The organism is Streptomyces sp. NPDC127092 (genome assembly GCF_042722475.1).
Lineage (GTDB): Bacteria > Actinomycetota > Actinomycetes > Streptomycetales > Streptomycetaceae > Streptomyces.
Map to the genome: position 1 here is coordinate 265,966 of NZ_JBHXFE010000002.1, position 14,271 is coordinate 280,236.

A 14,271-nucleotide genomic window follows, 5' to 3' on the forward strand; every position below is an offset into this window, starting at 1 on the left:
GGCGCACGGCGCCGATGCCGTCACCGTCTCCGGCAGCGTCACCGAGCCCGGCGCCGACGCCGGTTCCGACGCCGGTTCCGACGCCGGTTCCGACGCTGATGCCGGCGTTGATGCCGACGAGGAGGTTCAACGCCTCCTCGGCTGCCGCGAGTTCGGCGTCGCGTTCGAAGAGCCCGAAGCCCCGCCCCACGCGTCCGCCGTCGTGCACTGCCATGGTCAACCCCCACCCCGGGGGCGCACGCCCGGCGCACAGGGGGGTGCTCCGGGGCGAAGGCCCCACGAAAACCCCAGCGTACGCCGGTGTGCGCCGCCAGGGAGGCCGATTGTGGCGGTTGTGTGAATGCCAGGCCGGAAGAGCCCGTCACCTGCTCCGTGAGGGCGCGTTCGCGCCTCAGGTCAGGTCGAACTCGCCCTCGCGCGCGTTCACCACGAACGCCCGCCACTCCGCCGGGGTGAACACGATCGACGGGCCTTCCGGGCGGCGGCCGTTGCGCATGGCGATGAAGCCCTCGACGAACGCGATCTGGACGTCTCCCACACCCTGGCTGCCGGAGCGCCAGTCGGCTCCCGCCAGGTCGAGGTCCGGCATGTCCTGCCCGCCGAGGCCGTGCTGGCCGACGGTGCCGGTGATCGTGCTGGTCGTCGTGCTGTCCGCCACGTCCGTGCTCCTCTCGCGTTCCCCGCGTCACGCTCTGCGGCTGATCCGGGCCTCAGCGTAGCGACCGGCCCGGACCTCCGACACCCCTCAGACGGTCGGCGGCCGGTCGCCGACGAGCCACATGGAGAAGAACTGCGCGCCCCCGCCGTACGCGTGCCCCAGCGCCGTGCGCGCCCCCTCGACCTGGTGCTCGCCGGCCTGCCCGCGCACCTGGAGCGCCGCCTCCGCGAAGCGGATCATGCCGGAGGCGCCGATCGGGTTGGTGGACAGGACGCCGCCGGAGGGGTTCACGGGCAGGTCGCCGCCGATCTCGGTGACGCCGGCCTCGGTGAGCTTCCAGCCCTCGCCCTCCTCCGCGAACCCCAGGTTCTCCAGCCACATCGGCTCGTACCAGGAGAACGGCACGTACATTTCGACCGCGTCGATCTCGCGGCGCGGGTCGGTGATGCCGGCCTGCCGGTAGACGTCGGCGGCGCAGTCCCGGCCCGCCCGCGGCGAGACGAAGTCCTTGCCGGCGAAGAGCGTCGGCTCGCTGCGCATCGCGCCGCCGAGCAGCCACGCGGGCGGCCGGGGCGAACGGGCCGCGCCCGTACGGTCGGTGAGGACCATCGCGCACGCGCCGTCGGAGGACGGGCAGGTCTCGGAGTAGCGGATCGGGTCCCACAGCATCGGCGAGGACTGCACCTTCTCCAGCGTGATGTCGTGCTCGTGGAGGTGCGCGTACGGGTTCTTCAGCGCGTTGCGGCGGTCCTTGTACGCGACGAGGGAGCCGATCGTGTCGGGTGCGCCGGTGCGGCGCATGTAGGCGCGTACGTGCGGGGCGAAGAAGCCGCCGGCGCCGGCGAGCAGCGGCTGCTGGAAGGGCACGGGCAGCGACAGGCCCCACATGGCGTTGGACTCGGACTGCTTCTCGAAGGCGAGCGTGAGCACGGTGCGGTGGACCCGGGCGGCCACCAGGTTCGCGGCGACCAGGGCGGTGGAGCCGCCGACCGAGCCGGCGGTGTGGACCCGGAGCATCGGCTTGCCGACCGCGCCGAGCGCGTCGGCGAGGTACAGCTCCGGCATCATCACGCCCTCGAAGAAGTCGGGGGCCTTGCCGATGACGACGGCGTCGATGTCCGCCCAGGTCAACTCGGCGTCGTCGAGGGCCCGTCGGGCGGCCTCGCGGACGAGTCCGGCGATCGAGACGTCCCGGCGGGCGGCGACGTGCTTGGTCTGGCCGATGCCGACGACGGCGACGCACTCCTTCGCCGTCCCGGCCGTGCTGACTGCGCTCATCGGGGGTCTCCTTCCAGGACGGCGACCAGGTTCTGCTGGAGGCAGGGCCCCGAGGTGGCGTGGGCGAGGGCGCGGTCGGAGGCGCCGCGGTGGATGCGGGCGGCGGCCTCGCCGAGCCGGATCAGGCCCGCGGCCATCATGGGGTTGGCGGCGAGCGCGCCGCCGGACGGGTTGACGCGGACCTCGTCGCCCAGCCGGAGCGCCTTGCGGAGCACGACCTCCTGCGAGGTGAAGGGGGCGTGCAGTTCGGCGGTGTCGACGGGGCGGTCGGCGGTCGGGTCGAAGGCTCCGGCGCGTTCCGCGGCGAGGCGCGTGGACGGCGAGTCGGTGAGGTCGCGCACGCCGAGGGAGTGGGCCTCGATGCGGTGGTCCATGCCGGTGATCCAGGCGGGCCTGGCGCACAGTTCGCGGGCCCGGTCGCCCGCGGCGAGGATCACGGCGGCGGCGCCGTCACCGACGGGCGGGCAGTCCCCGGTGCGCAGCGGCGCGACGAGGTGGTCGCCCTGCGGTCGGGCGCCGGGCAGCTGGGCGTGCGGGTTCGCGGCGGCGTCCTGGCGGCTGCGGGCGGCGATCGCGGCGAGCGCGGACTCGTCGGTGTCGCCGGCGTCGATCAGCGCCCGGGCCTGGAGCGCGGCGAGGGCGACGGAGTCGGGCCACAACGGGGCCACGTAGTACGGGTCGAGCTGGCGGGTCAGCACGTCGCGCACGGAGCCGGGCGAGGACTTGCCGTACGCGTAGACGAGGGCCGTGTCGGCCTCGCCGGTGAGCAGCTTCACCCACGCCTCGTACAGCGCCCAGGCACCGTCCGTCTCGACGTGGGACTCGGAGATGGGCGGCCAGGCGCCGACGCCGTCGAGCGCCATGGTGAAGGAGAACGGACGGCCGGCGAGGTAGTCGGAGGAGCCCGAGCAGGTGAAGCCGATGTCGGAGGTCTTGAGGCCGGTCTGCCGCAGCACCTCGTGGAGGACCGGCATGAGCATCTCGACCTCGGAGAGTTCGTCGGTGCGCCGGGTGTGGTCGGTCTGGGCGAAGGCGACGATGGCGACGTCCCGGCGTGCTGCGGTCACAGGAGCTCCTTGTACGTGTCGTAGTCGGCGTCCGGCTCGCCGCTGGGCCGGTAGTGGTCGGGGTAGCGGCCGCCTTCGGTCCACACGGGTTCGACGCGCAGGCCCATGCGGACCTGGTCGTACGGGATGCCTCCGATGCGGCCGTGGAGGGCGAGGCCGGCGCCGTCGAGGGCGATGTGGGCGTAGACGTAGGGGACTTCGATGTCGAGGTTCTTCGCCTTGATGTTGACGATGCAGAAGGTGGTGACCGTGCCGCGGGGGCCGACCTCGACACGGTCGGTCGTCGCGACGCCGCACGTGGGGCAGGCGCCGCGGGGCGGCACGTAGACCTTGGCGCAGGACGGGCAGCGTTCGCCGACGGTGCGGCGCTCGGCCAGGTCGTGCAGCCAGGCGGTCTGGGCGCGGCCGGGTGTGTAGGTGTAGTCGAGGCGGGCGTGCGCGACGATGCCGGTGACGGGCTCGTCGAAGACGCCGTCGTGCGGCCGGGCGGCGTGGTCGGCAGGGCCGCCGGCATCGCCGTCGTCGCCGTCGCCGTCGTCGTACGGCTCGAAGCACGCGATGTCGGTGATGGCGCCGTGCCGTTCGGCGGCCCAGCGGATCCGGACGCGCATCCCGGTGCGGACGGCCTCGGGTCCGGGTGCGTCAAGGGCGTGCAGCAGCGCGGTGTCGGCGCCGTCGGGCCGGACCAGGACCCAGGCGAAGGGCGTGTCGAGCGGCTGTCCCCGCCGGGGCTCGGGGTTCCACGCCCAGGTGGTGACGGTGCCGGTGGGTGCGAGCTCGACGAGTTGGCGCAGTTCGGCGGCGGTCTCGGGGTCGTACTCGACGGGCGGCACGAGCACCCGGCCGGCCTCGGTGCGCACCCCGAGCAGCACGCGCTCGCGCAGGCCGGTGAGGAAGGCGGACTGGACGGGGCCGAGGGAGCGGGTGAAGGGGAACTCGACGACGAGGGGTGCGCGGAGGGTTTCGGGGGCGGCGGTCATGGGGCGGCTCCTTGGTGGGTGGGGGAACTCCGGGCCCGCCGGCGCCCGAGGCGCGGGGTCCGGGGTCCGGGGCGGGGCGGGGCGGGGCCGGGGGAAAGGTCACTCCCGGCGGTAGACCGGCGTGCGCTTTTCCGCGAAGGCCTTCGCGCCCTCCTTCGCGTCCGCCGTGGCGAAGATCGGCCAGCCCCGCTTCAGTTCCGCCGCCAGTCCCTCCTGCTCCGTCATCTCGGCGGTCTCGTAGACCGACGCCTTGACGGCCTCGACGGCGAGCGGACCGCAGGCGTTGATCCGCTCGGCGGTCTCCAGGGCCGCCTCCAGAGCGGTCCCGTCCGGGACGACGCGGCCGACGAGGCCGATGCGCGCGGCCTCCTCGGCGGTGTACGGGCGGCCGGTGAGAAGCATTTCGAGGGCGTGGGTGCGCGGGATCTGCCGGGGCAGCCGGACCGTGGAGCCGCCGATCGGGAAGAGGCCGCGGCGGACCTCGAAGAGGCCGAAGGTGGCGGAGGCTCCGGCGACCCGGATGTCGGTGCCCTGGAGGATCTCGGTGCCGCCGGCGACGCAGTGGCCCTCGACGGCGGCGATGACCGGTTTGCGCGGGCGGTGGTGCCGCAGCATGGCCTTCCAGTGGAGGTCGGGGTCGGCGGTCATGCGGTCCCGGTAGGCCTCGCCCTCCATGCCCTTCCCGGCGAGCGCCTTGAGGTCCATGCCGGCGCAGAAGGAGCCGCCGGCGCCGGTGAGGACGACGGAGCGGATCGTGTCGTCGGCGTCGGCCTCCAGCCAGCCGTCGTAGAGGCCGACGAGCATCGGCAGCGAGAGCGCGTTCTTGGCCTCGGGCCGGTTCAAGGTGAGGACGAGCGTGGCGCCTTCGCGCCGCACGTCGAGGTGTTCGGTGCCACCCATGGGCGTCTCCCGTCTCCATTTCTGGAACAGGTTGCAGGAGTGGCGGGTCCAGTTCAATAGTTTTCTGACACTCAGTCAGATTCTTCTGCGCGACCCCTTCCCACCTCCGTCCGTCGGCGCTCTAATGACCGCCCAGTGACCGACGGGGGTCAGTCCGGGCCAGGATCAGGAGGAACGGTGGAGTACAACCTTGCCGACCTGTTCGAATCGGTCGTCGACGTGGTCCCCGACCGCGAGGCACTGGTCTACCTCGACCACCCCGGCACCGGCGCCGAGCGCCGGCTGACCTACGCCGGACTCGACGCCGCCGCGAACCGCATCGCCCACCACCTGATCGACGCGGGCCTGCGGCCCGGCGAGCACCTCGGCCTCCACCTGTACAACGGGATCGAGTACCTGCAGACGGTGCTGGCCTGCCTGAAGGCCCGGCTCGTACCGGTCAACGTCAACTACCGCTACGTGGAGGAGGAGCTGGTCTACCTCTACCGGGACGCCGACCTCGCCGCGCTCGTCTTCGACGCCGAGTTCACCGAGCGCGTCGCGGGCGCCCTGCCGCAGACGGAGAAGCTGCGGCACCTCGTGCGGGTGGGGACCCCGCCCGAGGGCGCCCCCGCTCTCCGCTGCGTCGCGTTCGCCGAGGCCGAGGCGGCCGGATCACCGGAGCGCGGCTTCGCGCCCCGTTCGCCCGACGACCTCTTCGTCATCTACACCGGCGGCACCACCGGCATGCCCAAGGGCGTGATGTGGCGCCAGGAGGACCTGTTCTTCGCCGGCCTCTTCGGCGGCGACCCGAGCGGCGAACCCGTCAAGAGGCCCGAGGAGCTGGCCGAACGGGTCGCGGCGGGCGGCGCGGGGCTCACCTTCTTCCCCACGCCCCCACTGATGCACGGCACCTCCACCCTCACCTCGTTCATCGCCTTCAACTACGGGCAGCGGGTGGTGATCCACCGCAAGTACGTGCCCGAGGAGGTGCTGCGCACCATCGAGAAGGAGCGGGTGTCCAGCGTGTCGCTGGTCGGCGACGCCATGCTGCGGCCCCTGGTCGACGCCCTCCACGGACCGCTGAAGGGCACCGACCTGTCCTCGCTGTTCAGCCTCTCCTCGTCCGGCGCGATCATGTCGGACACGGTGCGCGACCAGTTCCGGGCCCTGGCGCCGAACGTCCTGCTGCTCAACAACTTCGGCTCGTCGGAGTCCGGTTCCAACGGGCGCGCGACGGACGACTCCGGCCCCGCCAGGGGTTTCCGGCTGCACGTCAACGAGCGCACCCAGGTCGTCGACCCGGCCACCCACGAGCCGGTCGCCGTCGGCGAGGTCGGTCGGCTCGCCCAGCGCGGCCATGTCCCTCTGGGTTACTACAACGACCCGGTCAAGACCGCCGAGACCTTCTTCCGGAAGGGCGACGAACGCTGGGTGCTGCTCGGCGACATGGCCACCGTGGACGCCGAGGGCATCGTCACCGTCCTCGGGCGCGGCTCGCAGTGCATCAACACCGGCGGCGAGAAGGTCTATCCGGAGGAGGTCGAGCAGGCGCTCAAGTCCCACCCCGACGTGTACGACGCGCTGGTCGCCGGTGTGCCCGACGCGAAGTGGGGCAACCACGTCGCGGCCGTCGTCCAGCTGCGCGAGGGGGCCGCGCCGCTGGACCTGGCGGCGGTCCAGGCCCACTGCCGCACCCGGCTCGCCGGGTACAAGGTGCCGCGCCAGCTCGTCCTCACGGACACGATCCAGCGCTCCCCCAGCGGCAAGGCGGACTACCGCTGGGCCCGCTCGGTGGCGACGGAGGCGGACGCCGCGGCCACGGGGTCCTGAACCAGGCCCCGGGGACGACCGACCCGGCGGCCGCGGCCCGGGTCCACCGGGAGGGCGAACCCGAGCCGCTTAATGGGAATGATTTTCATTCTGCTAGGGTCGGGGCGTCTCCGCACGTCACCCCCCTGAGGACCCCTCGTGTCTCGCCTGCCCGAAAACACCCCAGCCCTCCGCCGCGGCCTCCTCGCCGCCCTCTCCGTCGCCACCGCGACCGCCGTCCTCTCGGGGTGCTTCGCCGGCAGCGGCGGCCGGGCCGCCGGAGGAGGCGGCGGAGAGGGCGGCCGCATACGGGTCGCGATGATGCAGCCGCCCCGCTCCGGCCTCTCCCCGCTCTCCGACGACGCCTTCAAGCTCTCGCGCTGGTCCACCGCCGAGACCCTCGTCCGGCTCGACCGCGACGGCAACGCCGTCCCCGCGCTCGCCACCGCCTGGCGGCAGCAGGGCCGGACCTGGACCCTCACCCTCCGCCAGGGCGTCACCTTCCACGACGGCAGCCCGCTCACCCCCGCCGACGTGGTCCGCTCCCTCACCACCGCCGCGACCGCCTCGCCCCGGCCGCGGATCCTCGACGGCGTCGGTCTCACCGCGCGCGCCGCCGGCCCGCGTACGGTCGAGGTGACCACCGCGGCCGCCGACCCGCTCGTACCGCAGCGGCTCAGCTCGCCACAGCTCTCGGTCCTCGCCGCCAGGGCGTACCGCGGCAGGACGGTCGACCCGGTCGGCGCCGGCACCGGCCCCTTCGTGCTCGTCCGCGCCGACGGCACCACCACGGCGACCCTCGACCGCTACGACCGCTACTGGGGCGGACGCGCCAAGGCCGCCGGCATCGACGTGCGGTACGTGCCCGACGGCACCGCCCGGGCCGCCGCGCTGCGCAGCGGGGAGGCCGACATCGTGGAGGCGGTGCCGGTCTCCCAGGCCCGGCTGCTCGACCAGGACCTGATCACCGAGGTCCCGATGCCCCGCACCAACACCCTCTACCTGAACACCCGGCTCGGCGCGTTCCGCGACCCGGCGCTGCGCGCCGCCGCCCGCGCGGCCGTGGACCCCCGCGCCCTGGTCAACGGCGTCTACGAGGGCCGGGCGGACGTCGCCGGCGGCCTGCTCGGACCGGCCCTGCCGTGGGCGGCGAAGCTGCGGACGCCGGTGCGGCACACCGCCCCGGGCGACCCGAAGGGCGCGACGATCACCCTCGGCACCTTCACCGACCGGGCCGAACTGCCCGAGGTCGCCCAGCTGCTCCAGCAGCAGCTGCGGAAGGCCGGGTTCACGGTCCGGCTCGACGTGCGGGAGTACGCCGCCATCGAAGCGGACGCCCTCGCGGGGAAGTTCGACGCCTTCGTGCTGTCGCGGGCGACCGTCCTCGACTCCGGCGACCCCGCCGCGTACCTGTACAGCGACTTCGCGGGCGACGGCTCCTTCAACATCTCGCAGCTCGCCGACCCGGCCGTCGACTCGGCGCTCGCCACCGCGTCCGCGACGCCCGCCGGCGACGCCCGCCGGCGGGCCGTCGTCGCCGCCGAGGCCGCCGTGCTCGCCACCGACGCGGCCGTGCCGATGCTGCACGAGCGGGTGATCCAGGGCGACGCCGCGAACGTCGTCGGCGCCGCGCACGACCCGCGCGAGCGCGAGCTCGTCACCGTCGACACGCACGTACGGTGATCCGCCCCCGCGTCACGGCCCCGGCCCTGCGCGCCGGGGCCGCCCAGGCGGTCGCGCTGGCCGTGGTCGTGGCCCTGGTCGGGCTGCTGCCCTGGCTGTCCGGCCGGGACCCGGCGCTCGCCCTGCTGCGGGCCCGGTCCGCCGAGCAGGAGCCGACCCCCGAGGCGCTCGCCGCGATCCGCGCCGATCTCGGCCTGGACGCGGGCCCGTCGGGGCTCCTCGGTGGCTGGTTCGGCCGGCTGCTCCACGGCGACCTGGGGGTCTCCTGGGTGTCGGGCGCCGACGTGTTTCCGTCGGTCACGGCCGGCCTCGGCGTGTCCCTCACCCTGATGGGCGCGGCGCTGGCCGTCGCCCTGCTGGTCGGCGCGCTGCTCGCCGTACCGGTGCTTGTGCGGGGCCGGGCCACGGGCGGCGCGGGGGCCGCGGTGCTCGCCTCGGTCCCCGAGTTCCTGCTCTCGCTCGTCCTGCTCGTCACGGTCGGCGTGTGGCTCGGGTGGCTGCCGACGTCCGGCTGGGCGGGCCCCGCGCATCTGGTGCTGCCGGCGCTCGCCCTGGGAGTGCCCGCCGGCGCGCTGCTCGGCCGGCTCGTCGCCGACGCGCTCCCCGCCGTCCTCGACGAACGGTGGGCGGAGCTGTGGCGCGGCGCGGGCACCGGGCGGGGCCGGATCACCGCCGCGGCGCTGCGGCGGGTGCTGCCCGCGCTCGCCGGACAGTTCGGGATGGTGGCCGTCGGCCTGACCGGCGGCGCGGTCGCCGTCGAGACGGTCTTCGCCGTGCCCGGCATCGGGCGTACGGCGCTGGGCGCGGCGAAGTCGCAGGACCTGCCGCTGCTCCAGGGCTGCGTCCTCGCCCTCCTCGGGCTGGGCCTGCTCGCGGGCGCGGCGGCCGCGCTGGTCCGGCGCCGGCTGCTGGGGCCCGCGCTGCGGGAGGCCGGGCTCGGCCTGCCGGCGCCACGCCCGGTCCGGATCCCGCCGGGCGTTCCGGCGGTGCTGGGCGCCGTCCTCGTCGTGGTGCTGGGCTGGGGGCTGCTGCGCGACCCGTACGCCGTGGACGTCACGGCGCGGCTGGCGGCGCCGTCGGCGGCGCATCCGCTCGGCGCGGACGCGCTCGGCAGGGACGTGCTCGCACGGCTCGGGCACGGGGCCGCGTCGACGGTCGGAACGGCCGCCGCGGTGACGCTCCTCAGCCTGTTCGTCGGGCTCGCGCTGGGAGTGCTGCCCGGAGTGGCGGCCGGGTTCGCGGACGTCGCCAACGCGCTGCCGCCGGTGCTCACCGGTCTGCTCGTCGCGGCCGCGACCGGGCCGGGGACCGGGGCGGCGGCGCTCGCCGTGACGCTGGTGTCCTGGCCGCCGCTCGCCGCGCACGCGGCGGCGCTCGTGCGGGAGACACGGGCCTCGCGCTTCCTGGTGGTGCAGCGGGCGATCGGCGCGGGGCCGCTGTGGGTGTGGACCCGGCACGTGCTGCCGACGGTGGCCGGGCCGGTCGCCCGGCACGCGGTGCTGCGGCTCCCGGGCGTGGTCCTCGCGCTGGCGTCGCTCGGCTTCCTGGGTCTCGGCCCGCAGCCTCCGTCGCCGGAGTGGGGGCTGCTGCTCGACGAGTCGGCCGACTACGTCGAGCGGGCGCCGGTCGCCGCACTCGCCCCGGCCGTGGCGTTGGCGCTGCTCGCGGCGCTCGCCGTCTGCCTCTCCTCGCGGGGCGCCCCGGTACGCCGCGGCTCCCGCCCGCTCTCCGCCGTTCTCCCGCTGTCCGTACGAAGGAAGGTCCGGCCCGTTGCCGCCCGAACCGACTGAACTCCCCCGGCCGCTGCTCCAGGCGGACGACCTGCGGGTCGGCATCGCCGGCGTCGAGGCCGTCCGCGGTGTGTCCTTCACGCTGCGCGCCGGCGAGGTGCTCGCCCTGGTCGGCGAGTCCGGTGCGGGCAAGTCCCTCACCGCGCGGGCGCTGCTCGGGATGGCGCCGCGCGGGGCCGTCGTCTCCGGCACGGTGCTGCTGCGCGGCGCGCCGGTCGGGCCGGCCGATCTCGGCCGCCGCCTGGCGTGGGTCCCGCAGGAGGCGATGTCGGCGCTGTCGCCCGTACACCGGGTCGAGGACCAACTGGCCTTCGCGGTGCGCTCGGTGGCGGGGGCAGGGCGGCGCGAGGCGCGGGCGGTCGCCCGGCGCGCGCTCGCCGCCGTCGGCCTCGCACCGGAGGCGGCCGCGGCGTTCCCGCACGCGCTGTCGGGCGGGATGCGGCAGCGTGCGGTGATCGCGACGGCCCTGGTCAACGGGCCCGACCTGGTGGTGGCCGACGAGCCGGCCACGGCCCTCGACCCCGAGCGGCAGGAGCAGGTGCTCACGCTGTTGCGGGAGCGGTGCGCGGCGGCCGGGGCGGCGCTGTTGCTGGTGAGCCACGACCTGGAGGCGGTACGGCGGCACGCGGACCGGGTGGCGGTGATGTACGCGGGACGGCTGGTCGAACAGGGCGCCGCGGACGACGTGCTGGGGCGGCCCGTCGCCCCGTACACCCGGGGTCTGCTGGCCTCCCTGCCGACGGCCGGCATGGCGCACCGCTCGCGCCTTCCGGTGCTCGACGGGCCGCCGCCCGGCACGGCGGCACCGGGCGCGGGCTGTGCCTTCGCTCCCCGCTGCCCGCACGCCGGCCCGGTGTGCCGCGGCTCCGAGCCCGGGACGCGGCCGGTCGACGGCCGTCTCGTCGCCTGCCACCACCCGTTCGGGGAGGCGGCATGAACGCCCTTCTCGAAGTGCGCGACCTGGTCGTCCGGTACGGGGCGCACCCGGCCGTCGACGGGGTGTCGTTCGACGTGGCGGCCGGGGAGACGGTCGGACTCGTCGGGCCCTCGGGCTGCGGCAAGTCGACGACCGCCTCGGCCGTGCTGCGGCTCCTGCGGCCCGACGCGGGCTCGGTGCGGTTCGCCGGCGTCGAGCTGACGGCGCTGCGGGAGCGCGAGCTGCGTCCGCTGCGGCCCCGGTTCCAGCCGGTGTTCCAGGACCCGTACGGCGCGCTGAGCCCGCGCCGCCGGGTGCGCGAGCAGATCGCGGAGCCGCTGCGGGTGCACGGCCGCTGGTCGGCCGGCGGCCCGGCCCGGGTGGACGAGCTCCTGGGGCTCGTGGGCCTGGACGCCGGGCTCGGCGACCGGTTCCCGTACGAGCTGTCCGGCGGCCAGTGCCAACGCGTCGGCATCGGCCGGGCGTTGGCCACCGGCCCGGACCTGCTGGTCCTCGACGAGCCCACCTCGGCGCTCGATCCGTCGCTGCGCGCGGGGATCCTGAATCTCCTGATGGACCTTCAGGAGTCGCTGGGCGTGGCGTCGTTGTTCATCTCCCACGACCACGCGGCGGTGCGGCACGTCTGCGACCGGGTGCTGACCATGCGCGACGGGAAGCTCCAGGCGTGACCTGCTCACCCGTCGAACGCACCTGGGATGCCGACTAGACGCCGAACTCCCGCAGCAGGGCGAGGAATTCGCGGGGGCGCGACTCGTGGATCAGATGGCCGGTCTCGATGGTGACGTGCCGGGCGTCCGGAAGCTGCTCCGCCATCCAGGCCAGCTGCTCCTGCGGCAGATGGCTGTCCTCGCCGCCTCCGACGACCAGGGTGGGCACGGTGATCGCGGACAGCTCGGCGCGCCAGGCCGGGTCGGGCTCGTTGAGCTCCGCATTGGTCGCGTCGAGGATCGCCCAGTCGAAGGAGACGGGCTCCTCGGGCGGACCGGCGGGCCCGCGCGGCGGGTCCAGCGGGAAGAAGACCGGGGCGTCCTCCAGGACCAGCCGTCCGATCAGGCCCGGCTCCCGCTGGGCGAGCAGGTACGCCGCGGCGCCGCCCATCGAGTGGGCGACGACGGTGGCTCCGGTCAGACCGAGAGCCTTGAGGAAGCCGCCCAGTTCGTCGCGGAAGACTCCGAAGCCGTACTGCCCGGGCCGGTCGCTCAGGCCGTGGCCGCGCAGGTCGACCGCGTACACCCGGCGGTCGGCCGACAGCTCGGCCGCGATCCCGGCCCAGTCGGTGCCGTCGGCGCCGCGCCCGTGCACCAGGACGACCGGCGGTGCCTCCTCGGGACCGCTCACCCGGTAGGCGAGCCGTACGCCGTCGACGGTCACCGTGCGGACCTCGGGGTCGAGGAAGGCGAGGACCGGGCGGACGAAGTCTCCGGCGTCGTCGACCCAGGGGTAGTGCCCGGCCCGCGGCTGCACGACGAGCTCGGCGTGCGGGAAGCACGCGGCCAGCTCGGCGGCCCGCACCGGACTCGGCCCGGCGTCGTACTCGCCCGCCAGGACGAGCACGGGGGCGGTCAGCTCGCGCAGGCCGGCGCGGGTGGCGTCGGGCTCGAAGGCTCCGGGGGCGTAGAAGGCCCGGGCCGCCGCCCAGTTCATCTCGGTCGCGGCACCCGCCGCGTGGGCCCGGGCGGCCGCGTCCCAGCGGCCGTAGGCGAACGGCATCGCGATCGCCGACTCCTCCTCGAGGGAGGTGTCGGGACCGATGCCGTCGAGGGCGGCCCGCGCCTCCGGGTACCACGGCTCGCCCGCGAAGACCTCGACGCCGCCGTCCCACTCCTCGTCGGAGATCTCGATGCCCACCGCGCGCGTCCCCGGGGTGACCAGGACGAGCGAACGCAGCCGGCCCGGATGCGCGGCGGCGTAGAGGACGGCCAGGGTGCCGCCCGCGGAGTGGCCGAGCAGGTCGAACCGTTCCAGGCCGAGGTGGGCGCGCAGCGCCTCCACGTCCGCCACCTGCCGGTCGCAGCGGTAGCTCGCCGGGTCGGCGGGCGTCGCGCTGCCGCCGACGCCGCGCTGGTCGGGCACGATCAGGGTGCGGTGGGCGGACAGTCCGCCGAGGTCGCCGAGGTACTTCGCGTCGCGCATGGGTCCGCCGGGCAGGACGACGAGGGGTTCCCCCGTGCCGTGGGTCCGGTAGGAGAGACGGGTTCCGTCGTACGTCGTGAACTGAGGCATGCCGCCGATCATGATCGCCCCGCGCAGGGTCCGGCAACCGGGTTCGCCGACAGCGCGATACGGTGGGATGTCCGCCACCACCAGCGAAGGAACCCGTTTCCCCGTGTCCGAGACCCGTCAGACCGCCCTGCACCACGACGAGCCCCGGCACGGCGAGCTCCGCGGCGACTGCGCGAACTGCTTCGGGCTGTGCTGTGTGGCCCTCCCCTTCGCCCGGTCCAACGACTTCGCCGTGAACAAGTCGGCGGGCGACCCGTGCCGCAACCTCCAGGACGACTTCCGCTGCGGCATCCACACCCGGCTGCGGGACTCCGGGTTCCCCGGCTGCACCGTCTACGACTGCTTCGGCGCCGGCCAGCACGTCTCCCAGGTCACCTTCGGCGGTGTCTCCTGGCGCGAGGCCCCGCAGACCGCCCGGCAGATGTACGAGGTGTTCCCGGTGGTGCGCCAGCTGTACGAGCTGCTCCGCTACCTGACCGAGGCCCGCTCGCTCGCCGCGACCCGCCCGCTCCACCGTGACCTGGACCGGGCGCTCGCCCGGGTGACCGCGCTGACCGAGGGCGACGCGGACGGCCTGGAGAAGCTGGACGTGGCGCCCGTGCGGGCCGAGGTGAACCCGCTCCTCCTGGAGAGCTCCGCCCTGGTCCGCGCGGCGGCCGGCGGCAGGCCGAAGAGCCGGCGGGGCGCCGACCTGATCGGGGCCCGGCTGCGCGGGGCGAAGCTGCGGGGCGCCGACCTGCGCGGCGCGCTGCTGATCGCGGCCGACCTGAGCGGCGCGGACCTCTCGCTGGCCGACCTGATCGGCGCCGACCTGCGCGACGCCGACCTGTCGGGCGCGAACCTGACCGGGGCCCTCTTCCTCACCCAGCCCCAGCTCAACTCGGCCCGCGGCGACGCCGCCACCCGCCTCCCCGAGGGCTTCGAGCGCCCCGGGCACTGGACGCGCTAGATCTCGTACGCGTAC

Annotated in this window: 11 protein-coding genes and 3 pseudogenes; 7 read left to right on the forward strand and 7 right to left on the reverse strand. The window is 75.0% G+C overall.

All coding sequences use genetic code 11. The features are described from left to right. From ACFWJO_RS02800 to ACFWJO_RS02825, 6 genes and pseudogenes are all read right to left on the reverse strand, one after another. Positions 1-214 (reverse strand): annotated as a pseudogene (locus ACFWJO_RS02800) (hypothetical protein); the annotation flags it as partial. Between the two features lie 177 nt (positions 215-391). Then, entirely contained in the window at positions 392-658 is a 267-nt protein-coding gene (locus ACFWJO_RS02805; RefSeq protein WP_386863040.1) for a DUF397 domain-containing protein, read from the reverse strand. A gap of 87 nt (positions 659-745) precedes the next feature. Further along, positions 746-1,936 carry a thiolase domain-containing protein gene (locus tag ACFWJO_RS02810; RefSeq protein ID WP_386863041.1) on the reverse strand — a complete coding sequence of 397 codons (1,191 nt, stop codon included), beginning with the start codon at positions 1,934-1,936 and terminating at the stop codon, positions 746-748. Next, a complete protein-coding gene (locus ACFWJO_RS02815; RefSeq protein ID WP_386863042.1) occupies positions 1,933-3,003 on the reverse strand; it encodes a thiolase domain-containing protein in 1,071 nt (356 codons plus the stop codon). Before ACFWJO_RS02815 ends, ACFWJO_RS02810 begins: the two co-directional genes overlap by 4 nt. Further along, positions 3,000-3,983 (reverse strand): Zn-ribbon domain-containing OB-fold protein, encoded by a 984-nt coding sequence (locus tag ACFWJO_RS02820; RefSeq protein WP_386863043.1) that lies wholly within the window; start codon positions 3,981-3,983, stop codon positions 3,000-3,002. Before ACFWJO_RS02820 ends, ACFWJO_RS02815 begins: the two co-directional genes overlap by 4 nt. Before the next feature lie 99 nt (positions 3,984-4,082). Further along, the gene (locus tag ACFWJO_RS02825) at positions 4,083-4,883 is read right to left on the reverse strand and encodes a crotonase/enoyl-CoA hydratase family protein (protein ID WP_386863044.1); all 801 of its coding nucleotides are present in this window, start codon (positions 4,881-4,883) and stop codon (positions 4,083-4,085) included. A gap of 177 nt (positions 4,884-5,060) precedes the next feature. Here ACFWJO_RS02825 and ACFWJO_RS02830 point away from each other — a divergent pair, with 177 nt between their 5' ends. From ACFWJO_RS02830 to ACFWJO_RS02850, 5 genes are all read left to right on the forward strand, one after another. Continuing rightward, positions 5,061-6,695: an acyl-CoA synthetase gene (locus ACFWJO_RS02830; RefSeq protein WP_386863045.1), complete on the forward strand. Its 1,635-nt coding sequence runs from the start codon at positions 5,061-5,063 to the stop codon at positions 6,693-6,695. A gap of 147 nt (positions 6,696-6,842) precedes the next feature. Continuing rightward, complete coding sequence (locus tag ACFWJO_RS02835) at positions 6,843-8,357, forward strand: ABC transporter substrate-binding protein (protein WP_386863100.1); 1,515 nt, start codon at positions 6,843-6,845, stop codon at positions 8,355-8,357. Between the two features lie 26 nt (positions 8,358-8,383). Continuing rightward, positions 8,384-10,147, forward strand: a complete 1,764-nt coding sequence (locus tag ACFWJO_RS02840) for an ABC transporter permease subunit (protein WP_386863101.1) — start codon at positions 8,384-8,386, stop codon at positions 10,145-10,147. Beyond that, positions 10,128-11,084: an ABC transporter ATP-binding protein gene (locus ACFWJO_RS02845; RefSeq protein ID WP_386863046.1), complete on the forward strand. Its 957-nt coding sequence runs from the start codon at positions 10,128-10,130 to the stop codon at positions 11,082-11,084. The genes ACFWJO_RS02840 and ACFWJO_RS02845 overlap by 20 nt, the downstream gene beginning before the upstream one ends. Continuing rightward, the gene (locus ACFWJO_RS02850) at positions 11,081-11,752 is read left to right on the forward strand and encodes an ATP-binding cassette domain-containing protein (RefSeq protein WP_386863047.1); all 672 of its coding nucleotides are present in this window, start codon (positions 11,081-11,083) and stop codon (positions 11,750-11,752) included. Before ACFWJO_RS02845 ends, ACFWJO_RS02850 begins: the two co-directional genes overlap by 4 nt. Before the next feature lie 34 nt (positions 11,753-11,786). Here the strand turns inward: ACFWJO_RS02850 and ACFWJO_RS02855 are convergent, their stop codons facing one another. After that, on the reverse strand, positions 11,787-13,307 hold the full coding sequence (locus tag ACFWJO_RS02855; protein WP_386863048.1) for an alpha/beta fold hydrolase: 1,521 nt from the start codon (positions 13,305-13,307) through the stop codon (positions 11,787-11,789). A gap of 667 nt (positions 13,308-13,974) precedes the next feature. Between ACFWJO_RS02855 and ACFWJO_RS02860 the strand changes: the two are divergent. Then, positions 13,975-14,091: pseudogene (locus tag ACFWJO_RS02860) on the forward strand (pentapeptide repeat-containing protein); the annotation flags it as partial. 3 nt (positions 14,092-14,094) lie between these two features. Continuing rightward, positions 14,095-14,256: pseudogene (locus ACFWJO_RS02865) on the forward strand (pentapeptide repeat-containing protein); the annotation flags it as partial. Positions 14,257-14,271: the final 15 nt, after the last annotated feature.

Bases quoted from the DNA above. Each gene is read 5' to 3' on its own strand.
- ACFWJO_RS02820 (WP_386863043.1), bottom strand. From the start codon at position 3,983: ATGACCGCCGCCCCCGAAACCCTCCGCGCACCCCTCGTCGTCGAGTTC.
- ACFWJO_RS02850 (WP_386863047.1), top strand. From the start codon at position 11,081: ATGAACGCCCTTCTCGAAGTGCGCGACCTGGTCGTCCGGTACGGGGCG.
- ACFWJO_RS02810 (WP_386863041.1), bottom strand. From the start codon at position 1,936: ATGAGCGCAGTCAGCACGGCCGGGACGGCGAAGGAGTGCGTCGCCGTC.
- ACFWJO_RS02855 (WP_386863048.1), bottom strand. From the start codon at position 13,307: ATGCCTCAGTTCACGACGTACGACGGAACCCGTCTCTCCTACCGGACC.
- ACFWJO_RS02825 (WP_386863044.1), bottom strand. From the start codon at position 4,883: ATGGGTGGCACCGAACACCTCGACGTGCGGCGCGAAGGCGCCACGCTC.